We start from the raw sequence: 11,459 nt of genomic DNA on the forward strand, positions 1-11,459 counted from the left end.
GGAGATCCTGCTGCTTGTCTGTTGCGATTATAAGGAAAAAGCGGCCGCCTCCGAAAGGGGATTATCTCAGCAAAAACCGTGAAGTTCTGTGCTGTTGGCATCCTGGCTTGATTTTCTCCCGAACGGGGCACTATACTCGTTACGAACGCACAAGGGAGGGGAGATCATGTTGAGGCGGTTATCGAACCCTCTTCATTCGATTCGCGGCAAGCTGGTAATTTCGCTACTGTTGTTTGTCATTATCCCCACCCTGCTGATTTTCTGGAATTTCGCCTATACCTCCAAGGAAGTGATCGTGCGGGAAGTGAATCAGGCGAATCAGGAGCTTGCCGACCGCTCCGCCAAATCGGTCAACGATGTAGCGATGCGGATGAGCAAGGCGCTGTTCCTGCTGGAAACCGATTTTCAGGAATACTACGGAAGCGGCCTGTCGGACTGGACAGAGGACTACGCCGACTACGCCAAGGTGCATCTGCTGCAGCGGCGAATGACGACGATCCGGGATCTGCTGCTCGACAGCAGCGCTTTTTTGATTTATGCGGACTATCAGGGGCTTGCCGTCTCTACCCTCTACTCCTTCGATATGAAACAAAACTACCCGCTGCTGATTGGGGAGGATTGGTATGCCCGGGGCAAGCAAAGCGGCGGCTTCCCGCAATGGATCCTCCCGTTTCATCTCGACCCGCGCATCGGCAGCACCGGCGTGGGCAGCGAAGGCGGGTACTTCGCCATGTCCCGCTCGCTTCGCGACAAATCGGACTTCGGCGCGGCCCTTATCGGCGTTCCCGTCCAATCCGTGTTCGCGAATGTGAACAACCCGGGCAAGGATGCCTATCCCCTGCTGCTCTGGGATCAGCAGCACGCTCTGACTGACCTGCAAGGAGAGCCGGTCCGGACATTGACCGAGCCCGAGGTCGCCGAGCTGCGTCAGGGAGTCGAAGCCGTCAAGCAGCTGAGCTACGACGGCCGGACCTATATGGCCAACGTATCGTCCGTTACGGAGATCGGCGTCGCCGTGGTGAGCCTGATTCCGCAGGAGGACTTCCTGACGCAGCTGAATACAAAGCAAAATGAGTCGATCTTGTCCATTCTCGCCGTGTTTCTGTTCAGCATCCTCGTCTTTGTCCTGCTGCTGATCCGCTTTACCAAGCCGATCTATTCGATGCTCCGCTCGATGAAGCAGGTCGGGACGGGCGATTTCCAGGCATCCGTGCCGGTCAAGGGCAATGACGAGATTGCGCTGCTCGGCAATAATTTCAACCGCATGGTAGTCCGGCTGCGCGAGCTGCTGCACCGGCTGGAGACCGAGCAGAAGCAGAAGGAGGAAGCTCATTTCCAGGCGCTGCAGGCGCAGATCAACCCGCACTTTCTGTTTAACACGCTGAATTCCATCAAGCTGATGGCGATGCTGTCCCAAACCAACCGCAACGTCAGCGATATGATTACGGTGCTCGGCAAGCTGCTGGAATTTTCGATGAAGATGAATCAGCGCTTCGTGACGCTCGGTCAGGAGGTCGAATACCTGGAGCTGTACATGTCCCTGCAGAAAATCCGCTATCCGGATCAAATCCGCATCGACGTCCATGTGCCGCCCGGTCTGCAGGAGCTGTATGTGCTCAAGTTCTCGCTGCAGCCCCTGATCGAAAACAGTATTATCCACGGCGGGCGCATGCCGCTGCATATTACCGTTGATGCCGAAATCGCCGACAGGCAGCTGCAAATTGTAATCAGGGACAACGGAAACGGCATCGCGGAGGACAAGCTGGCCGAGCTGCAGAGCAAGCTGGTGATGTCTCATGCCAAATACAGCGGCATCGGCCTGTCGAACGTCGACCGCCGGATCAAGCTTCATTTCGGGCCGGATTTCGGAATCAAGCTTCGCAATATGCCGACGGGCGGACTGGAGACGCTCGTGTTATTCCCGCTCAGGAAGGAGCCGCCGGATGATGACGAACATCTTGATCGTAGATGATGAAATATTGGTGCGCCTCTCGCTCAAAACGCTGATTCCCTGGACGGAGCACGGCTTCCGGATCGTGGGCGAGGCGCAAAGCGGAGAAGAGGCGCTGGCTATTCTGGAGCGGCTGGCATGTCATATCGTGCTGACGGATATTCGCATGCCGGATATGGACGGCCTGGAGCTGATCTCCCGCATCCGCCAGCAGTGGCCGCAGACGCGATGCCTGATCTTGTCCAACCACAACGACTTTGAGTACGTGCAGCAGGCATTAAGACTCGGAGCCGTCGACTACTCGCTGAAGCTGGCCTGGGTCCCCGAAGAATTGCTGGAGAAGTGCGTGCGTCTCCAGGAGGAAATACGCCAGGAAGAGCTGCTGCTTGCAGAGCAGCATCGGACGGCGTTTCGGATGGATCGGCTGGATCGCGAATCCAAGGCGGCGCTGCTGCGCAATCTGCTGACCAAGCATACGAGCAAGGTCGAGCTGGACAGCGCCACAGCCGATGTCGCATTCGAATTCGACATTGACCGCTACTGCGTCGCGCTGATCGGGATCGATCGCTACGAGCGGGTGCTGGAGGAAAACCGGTTCGAGAGCGAGCAGCTGCTCAGCTACACGGTCGCCAACGTCTTGGACGAAATCATGCGCAAGCATGGAACGGGGGAGCTTGTGGAGATCAGCAGCGGCTACTTCGCCCTCATCTCCTCGGATATCTCGCCGAACCTTCTGCAGCAGATGCAGGAGGTGACCGGCACGTTTATCAAAATCTCGATCAGCGCGGGCATCTCGCAGACGCATAACGGGCTGGGCAGCTTGTATCCGGCTTATAGCGAAGCCAGGTCGGCCTTGCAGCAGCGTTTCCTGAGAGGAAGCGGGGCGCTGATTTTTGCCGGCGGGCAGCCTCCCCCGCCCGCGGCGGAGGAGACGGCCCGCAGCAGCGAGACGGCGGACGCCGCGGCATGGCTGAAGCTGCTGGAGACGAAGCAGGATGACGCCATCGTGACGGAGGCCGAGCGCTGGTTCGAGCGTTGGACGGCTTCCGGCTATGTGCAGCCCGAGGTTGTAAGGGACGAGCTGCTGCATCTGCTGTATGTGTTTAACAACGTGCTGGAGCGCGCAGGCACGAACCTGTATGCGATGCCCGCTTACGAGGGGCGCTATCCGTTCGAGGTCGTCCGCAACGGCGAGACGCTGTCCGAGATTCGCGTCTGGCTGACCGGCTGGCTCAAGCAATCGACGGCCTATGCCAGAGATGCGGCCGGCGTCAAATACAGGCCGGAAATTCAGCACGTGCTCGAAATCATTCGCAACGAATATCACACGCCGCTGAAAGTATCCGAGATCGCCAAGCGGGTCGGCTTTGCCGAAAACTACTTGAGCGTGTTGTTCCGCAAGGAAACCGGCTCCAAAATTGTCGACTATCTGACGAACGTGCGCATGGAAAAAGCCCGGGAGCTGCTGAAGGACCCGGCCTACAAAATTTACGAAATATCGGAAATGGTCGGCTACGGCGATCCCAATCATTTCAGCAAATATTTCAAAAAAATCGAAGGCATGTTTCCCGCGGAATTTCGCAAGCTATGCCTCGGCAAATAAGACCGGCTGCCCCACCTCCCCGTTAACCGGGGAGTTTTTTTGTTGAGAAGCACAGGATTTGACGGGTTTAGCTTAGTTTTTTACCTTCATGTGCCGGGGATTGGATCCTATACTGTAACTGGAGGGGATGAGACCATGAGATTATCGGAAAAAAGCAAGGAAAATATAGCGGGGTATTTATTTATTTTGCCCAACGCGCTCGGGTTTGTCTGTTTTATACTGCTGCCGCTGCTGTTCAGCTTCGTGCTGATTTTCACCGACTGGGACTATTTGAAGGGGCTGCAGGGGTTAGCCTTTAACGGGTTGGCGAATATCACCAGAGCGCTGCAGGACGAGATGATCTATAAATCGCTCAAAAACAATCTGATCTTTTCCATCGTCAGCGTACCCGCGTCCATGCTGATCGGACTCGCATTCGCCTCGGTGCTGAACAAATACGTCTATATGAAAAGTCTGCTCCGCACGCTGATTTTCCTCCCGTATATGAGCAGCCTGGTCGCCATCTCCGTCGTCTGGCGCGTGATGTACCATTCGTCGCAAGGTCCGATCAACGCCTTCCTCAAGTCGGTCGGCATCGACAATCCGCCAGGCTGGCTGGCCAGCCCCGATTGGGCGCTGACGGGCATTATCATCATGACGATATGGACGTACATCGGCTATGCCATGGTGCTGTATCTGGCAGGGCTGCAGGGCATCTCCAAGGACTTGTATGAAGCGGCGAGCATCGACGGCGCATCCGGCCTGCAGCGGTTTTTATCCGTCACTGTGCCGCTCCTGAAACCGACCAGCTTCCTGATCGCGATCACGCTGATTATCGCCTCGTTCCAGGTGTTCGCGTCGGTGCAAGTGATGACGGGCGGAGGCCCGATGCATTCGACGGCGGTATTGGCCCTTTACATTTACACGCAAGCGTTTGAATTCAGGGATATGAGCTACGGCGCAACCGTGTCCTGGGTGCTGTTCCTTGTGATCTTCGCCGTAACCATGATTCAATGGAGGACTCAGAAAAAATGGCAAAATCAATTTTAGCTCCGAGCACCCCCGTCAAAAACCGTACCTCTGCCGTATGGAGAAAAGAGCAATTGGGCAAAGGCTTGATGACTGTTATTTTTCTGGCGATTGGCGTCCTGATGGTGCTTCCCTTCCTGTGGATGCTGTCCGCCTCGTTTAAAAATGCCGCCGACATCTTCCGCTATCCGATCCAGTGGATTCCGGAAAAATGGGACTGGTATAATTACCGCAAGGTTTGGACGGACACTGTTCCGTTTGGCGTCTTCTACGTCAATTCGATCAAGATCACGTTTCTGCAGGTGGTTGGAACGCTCGCGACCAGCTCGCTGGCCGGCTTCGCCTTCGCCAAGCTGCAATTCAAGTTCAAGGAGCTTATATTTCTCGTCTACTTGTCGACCATGATTATCCCCCAGCAGGTGTTGTTCGTGCCCCGCTTTATTATGTTCGATCAACTGGGGCTGGTGAATACGCATCTCGGGATCATCCTGCCGGGCATGTTCACGGTGTTAGGCACGTTTCTGATGCGGCAGTTTTTCAGCACGCTTCCGACCGAGCTGCTCGAGGCCGCCAAGGCGGACGGGGCCGGCTATTGGCGGCTGTATTGGCAAATCTCGCTGCCGCTGACGAAGCCGGCGATCGTAACGCTCATTATTCTCGCCTTCACCTGGCATTGGAACGAATACGAAAACCCGCTGATCTTGCTCAGGGACCGGAATTTATTCACGATTCCGATCGGATTGTCCAGCTATATGGACGAGAATGGAACGAATTATCCGCTCGTTATGGCCGCCTCCTGCTCGGCGCTTGCCCCGCTTATCGTGATCGTCTCGATATGCCAGCGCTGGTTCGTCGAAGGAATTGCCAATACGGGGCTCAAAGGCTAACATTCTGAGAATATGACAGCAGGTCAAAAGAAAATGCCATGGGCTTCACAGCTCCATATTGTTATAACTTTACTTGAAAGGTAACCATCTATATTCAGGGGGGTTTAAAAATGAACAAGAAATTCAAGGTTCTCATGTCCACGTCCCTCGTACTGACGACCGTGCTCACCGCTTGCAGCAGCGGAGGCAATAGCGGGAGCAGCGGGAACCCTGCGCCGGGATCGAGCAGTCCCGCTCCGGCGGAAACGCCCAAAACAGCGGAGCCGGTTAAGCTGCGGTTCTGGGGCGGGGTTCCGCCGGAGTCCGGCCCGCAAACCGTCGTCGACAAATGGAACCAGGCGAACAAGGACATCCAGGTCGAATACGTCCGGTTCGTCAACGACGAATCGGGCAACACGAAGCTGGACACGGCGCTGCTCTCGACCAACGACGCGCCGGATTTGTACATCACGTACAGCGACGCCAACCTGAACCGCCGCATTACAGCCGGCATGGCGGAGCCGCTCGATGAATTGGCCAAGAAAGCCAATTTCAACATCGATGAAATTATCGGCCTGAACAACATTCGCAAAACGGATGGCAAAGTGTATTATTTGCCGGCGACAAGCAGCTACCAGATGATTCTTCTCAACAAGGCGTCGCTGGATGCGATCGGCGAAAAGGTTCCGGCTTCGTGGACCTGGGATGAATTCGCCGCGCTGGCCAAAAAGCTGACCAAACCGGGCCAATACGGCGTTTACTTCAATCCGGCCTGGGAGCCGATCGCTTACGACATGGCCATGACACAGAAGCCGACAGACGTCTACTACGGAGACGATAACCTCTCGACCTTCCTGTCGCTGCCTGCGTTCAAAAAAGGGCTGGAGCTGCAAAAGTCGCTGATCGACGCCAAAGCGACCTACCCGTTCTCGGAAGCGTCCATGAACAAGCTGCAGCCGCAGGACGAATTGCTGAACGGCAAAGTCGCCATGGCGCATTCCGGCACGTATCTGATCCGCTACATCAAGGATGAGCAAGCGTATCCGAACCGCAACTTCAAGGTAGCGTTTGCGCCGATCCCTCAGTATGAGAAAGGCAGCAATGTCAACTCGGGCGGCTTGGGCGACCATATGCTGATTAATCCGAAAAGCAAAAACAAAGAAGCGGCGATGAAGTTTTTAGCGTGGTACTTGACGGAAGGCAACATGGATATGATTCCGGGCGGACGCCTGCCTTCCAGTAAAAAAGCGGATATGGACAAAGCGGCGGCCCTGTTGATCGAGAAAGCGGATAAATATATCGACCGCGAATCGCTCGTCCAGCTGCTGCAAGCGAGCGTAACGTTCAAGCAATTTACGAAAACGCCGGCGCAGGCGGAAATTCAAAAAGCCTTTAAAGAAGAAGCGGAGAAATACTTCATGAACGCGCAGCCGATCGACGCCACGCTGGCGGCGCTCAAAAAACGGGCGGATGACGCCATCAAAGCGGCAAAGTAAAAAGAGTCTTGAGGCGATCATTTCCAGGCGACTCCCTGTCTGCTTCCTTGACGGTCGCAGGCGGGGAGTTTTTCTATGACTATACTGACCCGGGAGACGAACGGAGGAATCGGAATGACGCAACGAATCGCCGCCCATACGGATATTTTAATTGCCGGAGGCGGCATAACGGGAGTAACGGCCGCACTGGCGGCAGCTAGAAACGGCGCGAAGGTGATCTTATGCCAGGATCGCTCCGTGCTGGGCGGGAACGCCTCGTCGGAAATCCGCATGCATATCGTGGGAGCGGCCCACTCGAAGCGCGGGGCGGTGTTGCAGACGGAGGCGCGGGAAGGCGGCATCCTCGAAGAAATATTGCTGGACAATGCGATCCGCAATCCGCAGCGGAGCGCCTCGATGTTCGATCTGATCCTGTATGAGAAGTGCAGAGCGGAATCGAACTTGACGCTCTGGCTGAATACCGCCGTAACCGGCGTGACGATGGACGGGAGCCGCATCGTATCCGCGCTGGCGGCGCGGGAGAGCACGGAGCATGCCTTCGAGATTTTTGCGGACATCTTCGTCGACTGTACGGGAGACGGCCGTCTCGGCAAGGAAGCGGGAGCGCATTTTGTTACGGGCAGAGAATCGTCCGGTCAATACGGCGAGTCGCTGGCCGGCGATGAAGCAGACTCCTACCGGTTAGGCTCCTCCTTGCTGTTTACGACACGCGACACGGGCCGGCCGATGAAGTTTATACCGCCCGTATGGGCCAAGCGCTTTACGGAGGAGGATCTGCGCTACCGCAGCCACGATTCCTGGGAGTACGGCTACTGGTGGGTGGAGTTCGGCGGCTTGCTGGACACTATCGCAGACAATGAGCTGATTCGCGACGAGCTGCTGGCGATCATGATGGGCGTCTGGGACCATATCAAAAACAGCGGCCATCATCCGGAATCGGCAAACTGGGCGCTGGACTGGTTTGGATTCGTGCCCGGCAAGCGGGAATCGCGCCGCTTTATCGGGAAGCATCTGCTGACTCAGACCGATCTGGAGGAGGCGTTTCACTTTGACGATGTCATCGCGTACGGAGGCTGGCCGATGGACACCCATCCCCCGCAGGGCATAGAGGCGAAGGACAAGGAGCCTTGCCGCCAGCCGGTCACCAACTACGTCTATGGCATACCGCTTCGGTCGCTCGTGAGCGCCAACGTGGACAATCTGATGTTTGCCGGGCGCAATATGTCGGCTACGCATATCGCGTTTTCCAGCACGAGAGTCATGGCCACCTGCGCCTCGATGGGCCAAGGCGCAGGCACATTCGCCGCCATGGCCGTCGGCCGGCGGCTGCCGCTGGAGGCGGCTTGGCATAACCGCGAATTGATCGCTCAGACGCAGCAGCAATTGATCCGCCAGGACGCGTTCCTGCCCGGAATCGCCGCCTGCGGCAATCTGGCCGGCCAAGCCACCGCGATCCGCGCATCGTCCGAACAGCCGGATGGAGCGGCCTCCAACATCGTCAGCGGACATACCCGCTCCATGCATGGCGAGAGGGGCGTCAGGCCCGAGCTGGCCGTGCCCGGCACGCACCGCTGGATGTCGCAGCCCGGCGACGCGCTGCCCTGGATCGAGCTGGAGTGGGCCGAGCCGGTCCATATAGCGGAAATCCGGATTGTATTCGACACCGGCATGCATCGGAGACTAACGCTGACGCATGAGGAGTCCCTCTTCAAGCAGATCGTTTGGGGCCCTCAGCCGGAAACCGTCAAGGAGTTTCGCTTGTTGGCCTATACGGAAGATGATCCCGGATCGGGCCTTCAAGTCGCGCATGTGCAGGACAATTACCAGCGGCTGCTCGTACTGTCCGCCCGGCTGGAGCGCGTTTGCCGGCTGCGGCTGGAGGTGCTTGCCACCAACGGGCTGGATCACGCCCGCATCATGGATATTAGCTGCCGCTAGGCCGGCTGGAAGGAGAATCAGCATGACTGCAGGACGACGTTATCCGCCGGTCAGCGCCAAGCTGCCGGCGCTGATGCACGGCGCTGACTACAACCCGGATCAATGGCTGGACAGCCCGGAGGTGCTCGGCGAGGACATCCGGCTGATGAAGCTGGCGAACACGAATGTGATGGCCGTCGGCATATTCGCTTGGTCGGCCATCGAACCGGAGGAAGGTGTATTTACCTTCGATTGGCTCGATCAAACGCTTGACCGGCTTGCCGCGGGTGGCATCTATGCGTGGCTGTCCACGCCGAGCGGCGCAAGGCCCGCCTGGATGTCGGAGCGCTATCCCGAGGTGCTGCGCGTCGGCGGCAACCGCGTGCGCAACCTGCACGGGCTGCGGCATAATCATTGTCTGACCTCGCCGGTTTATCGCGAGAAGGTCCGAACGATCAATGCCAAGCTGGCCGAGCGATACGCCGCTCATCCCGCGGTGATCGGCTGGCATATCTCCAACGAATATGGCGGCGAGTGCCATTGCCCGCTCTGCCAGGACGCCTTCCGCGCGTGGCTGAAACGGACCTACAAAACGCTGGATGAGCTGAATCAGGCTTGGTGGACGACGTTCTGGAGCCATACGTTTACATCATGGTCGCAGATCGAATCTCCGGCGCCGCATGGCGAGTACAGGCTGCACGGGCTGAATCTGGCCTGGCGGCGTTTCGTCTCCGACCAGAGCGCCGACTTTTGCCGGAACGAAATTTTGCCGATCAAGGCCGTCGACCCGCAGGCGACCGTAACGAGCAACCTGACGTTGTGGAACGACTGGATCGACTACCGGCCATTCGCCGATCTGCTGGATGTCGTGTCCTGGGATGCTTATCCCGAGTGGCATAAAGCCGATAACGAAGGCGAGGCCGCCGTCGCCGCTTTCTTCTCGTTCAACCACGACCTGTTCCGCTCGCTGAAGGGCGGGCAGCCCTTCGTCCTGATGGAATGTGCCCCCAGCTCCACCAACTGGCAGCCGGTCAGCAAGCTGAAGCGGCCGGGCATGCACAAGCTGTCGGCGCTGCACGCCGTTGCGCACGGAGCCGATTCGATTCAATATTTTCAATGGCGCAAAAGCCGCGGCTCATTTGAAAAGTTTCACGGAGCCGTCGTCGATCATGTCGGCACGGAGCACACGCGGGTATTCCGCGAGGTAGCCGAGCTCGGCGAAACGCTGGAGCGGCTGCGGGAGGTCGCGGGCACGACGGCGCCGGCCCGGGTCGCCGTCATCGCCGACTGGGACAACCGCTGGGCGGTGAAGGACGCGCAAGGACCGCGCAACATGGGGCTTCATTACGAGGAGACAGTTGTCCAGCATTACCGGGCGTTCTGGGAACTCGGCATACCGGTGGATATCATCGACAGACATAGCGACTTGTCCCGTTATGCGCTAGTTGTCGCGCCGATGATGTATATGGCCGATGCCGCGTCCGGCGAGCGGATCGAAGCATATGTACGCGGCGGCGGCACATTTGTCGCAACGTATTGGTCCGGCATTGTGAACGAGCATGATCTATGCCATCTCGGCGGCTTCCCGGGCCCTCTGCGCACAACGCTTGGCATCTGGTCGGAGGAAATCGACGGACTGTATGACGGCGTCCGAAATGCCTTGTCGTGCGTGGACGGCAACTCGCTCGGCTTGTCCGGCGAATACGCCGCACATGAGTTATGCGACTTGATCCATCTCGAAGGAGCGCAGGCGCTTGCGGTGTACCGCGACGATTTTTATGCCGGACGTCCGGCGTTGACCGTGCACCATCTCGGCCAAGGCCGCGCCTATTACTTGGCGGCACGAGCCACGGAGCCGTTTTATGCTCCGTTCTACGCCGCCGTGTGCGAACAAGCCGGGATCGAGCGAGTCGTGGCGACCGAGCTGCCGGCCGGCGTAACCGCCCAGCTCCGCTCGGACGGAACGTTCGACTACGTATTCCTGCTGAATTTCAGCAGCAGCGAGCAGCGTGTCTCCCTGGACGAGCGGCGCTATACGGACATGGAGTCCGGCGAGACGCTCGACGCGGGTGAGCTCGTGCTGCCGCTGTACGGCGCACGGGTATTGAAGCGGGCTGCCCGCTGAGGCTGCTCACAGTGGCGGATTGGGACAGCGGGAGCCGGTATCGGGCTCCCGCTGTTTGTTGTTTGGCGGGCGCGGGGCATCGTCGTACAACTCCCTCACCTTGGACGCCTGTCGGACTGGGGTTATACGGTTTTTCGTACAACTCCCTCACTTTGGACGCCTGCCGGACTGGGGTTATACGGTTTTCTGTGAAAATACGTTAAACAGATGAGTGTGCGATTTTCTGTTTTTAGGCAATACAATGCCCGGGATCTCCATTTCAATGAGTCCATGTTTATCCTGTCTATAAGTTGGTAACAATAATTAACTTGCTCGTTTTTTTGGTCCGCCTTCTAGGTAAGCTTCTTTGTTTTTAAGCATGTTATAGGCAATGACCAGTATGGTTCGTGCAACAGCAATGCAAGCTTTCTTCTTTCCACGCCTTGATGCGATCTTCCAAAATTTCGTGGATAAACCGTTGTTTCTCGTACGAGCGATTGCCCAGGCCGCTTCG

7 protein-coding genes and 1 pseudogene are annotated in these 11,459 nt (G+C 57.5%); 7 read left to right on the forward strand and 1 reads right to left on the reverse strand.

What is annotated here, in order from left to right:
• Positions 1 to 166 precede the first annotated feature (166 nt).
• From BLR08_RS18215 to BLR08_RS18245, 7 genes are all read left to right on the forward strand, one after another.
• Entirely contained in the window at positions 167 to 1,972 is a 1,806-nt protein-coding gene (locus BLR08_RS18215; protein WP_072335154.1) for a sensor histidine kinase, read from the forward strand.
• Complete coding sequence (locus BLR08_RS18220) at positions 1,944 to 3,554, forward strand: response regulator (protein ID WP_072335151.1); 1,611 nt, start codon at positions 1,944 to 1,946, stop codon at positions 3,552 to 3,554. The genes BLR08_RS18215 and BLR08_RS18220 overlap by 29 nt, the downstream gene beginning before the upstream one ends.
• Before the next feature lie 135 nt (positions 3,555 to 3,689).
• Positions 3,690 to 4,583, forward strand: a complete 894-nt coding sequence (locus BLR08_RS18225) for a carbohydrate ABC transporter permease (RefSeq protein ID WP_072335148.1) — start codon at positions 3,690 to 3,692, stop codon at positions 4,581 to 4,583.
• Entirely contained in the window at positions 4,565 to 5,449 is an 885-nt protein-coding gene (locus tag BLR08_RS18230) for a carbohydrate ABC transporter permease (RefSeq protein WP_083537417.1), read from the forward strand. Before BLR08_RS18225 ends, BLR08_RS18230 begins: the two co-directional genes overlap by 19 nt.
• A gap of 110 nt (positions 5,450 to 5,559) precedes the next feature.
• Positions 5,560 to 6,924 carry an ABC transporter substrate-binding protein gene (locus tag BLR08_RS18235; RefSeq protein ID WP_072335145.1) on the forward strand — a complete coding sequence of 455 codons (1,365 nt, stop codon included), beginning with the start codon at positions 5,560 to 5,562 and terminating at the stop codon, positions 6,922 to 6,924.
• A 75-nt stretch (positions 6,925 to 6,999) separates the two neighbouring features.
• Positions 7,000 to 8,862, forward strand: coding sequence for an FAD-dependent oxidoreductase (locus BLR08_RS18240; protein ID WP_218131584.1), 1,863 nt, complete (start codon positions 7,000 to 7,002; stop codon positions 8,860 to 8,862).
• A 22-nt stretch (positions 8,863 to 8,884) separates the two neighbouring features.
• Complete coding sequence (locus BLR08_RS18245; RefSeq protein WP_072335142.1) at positions 8,885 to 10,966, forward strand: beta-galactosidase; 2,082 nt, start codon at positions 8,885 to 8,887, stop codon at positions 10,964 to 10,966.
• Positions 10,967 to 11,269: 303 nt separating this feature from the next.
• Here BLR08_RS18245 and BLR08_RS31445 read toward each other — a convergent pair.
• Positions 11,270 to 11,459: pseudogene (locus BLR08_RS31445) on the reverse strand (IS110 family transposase); the annotation flags it as partial.

The organism is Paenibacillus sp. cl123, from assembly GCF_900101595.1.
Classification (GTDB): domain Bacteria; phylum Bacillota; class Bacilli; order Paenibacillales; family NBRC-103111; genus Paenibacillus_G.

Excerpts from the sequence above, each read along its gene's own strand:
- BLR08_RS18230 (WP_083537417.1), top strand. The coding sequence starts at position 4,565 with ATGGCAAAATCAATTTTAGCTCCGAGCACCCCCGTCAAAAACCGTACC.
- BLR08_RS18220 (WP_072335151.1), top strand. The coding sequence starts at position 1,944 with ATGATGACGAACATCTTGATCGTAGATGATGAAATATTGGTGCGCCTC.
- BLR08_RS18235 (WP_072335145.1), top strand. The coding sequence starts at position 5,560 with ATGAACAAGAAATTCAAGGTTCTCATGTCCACGTCCCTCGTACTGACG.
- BLR08_RS18215 (WP_072335154.1), top strand. The coding sequence starts at position 167 with ATGTTGAGGCGGTTATCGAACCCTCTTCATTCGATTCGCGGCAAGCTG.
- BLR08_RS18240 (WP_218131584.1), top strand. The coding sequence starts at position 7,000 with ATGACTATACTGACCCGGGAGACGAACGGAGGAATCGGAATGACGCAA.
- BLR08_RS18245 (WP_072335142.1), top strand. The coding sequence starts at position 8,885 with ATGACTGCAGGACGACGTTATCCGCCGGTCAGCGCCAAGCTGCCGGCG.
- BLR08_RS18225 (WP_072335148.1), top strand. The coding sequence starts at position 3,690 with ATGAGATTATCGGAAAAAAGCAAGGAAAATATAGCGGGGTATTTATTT.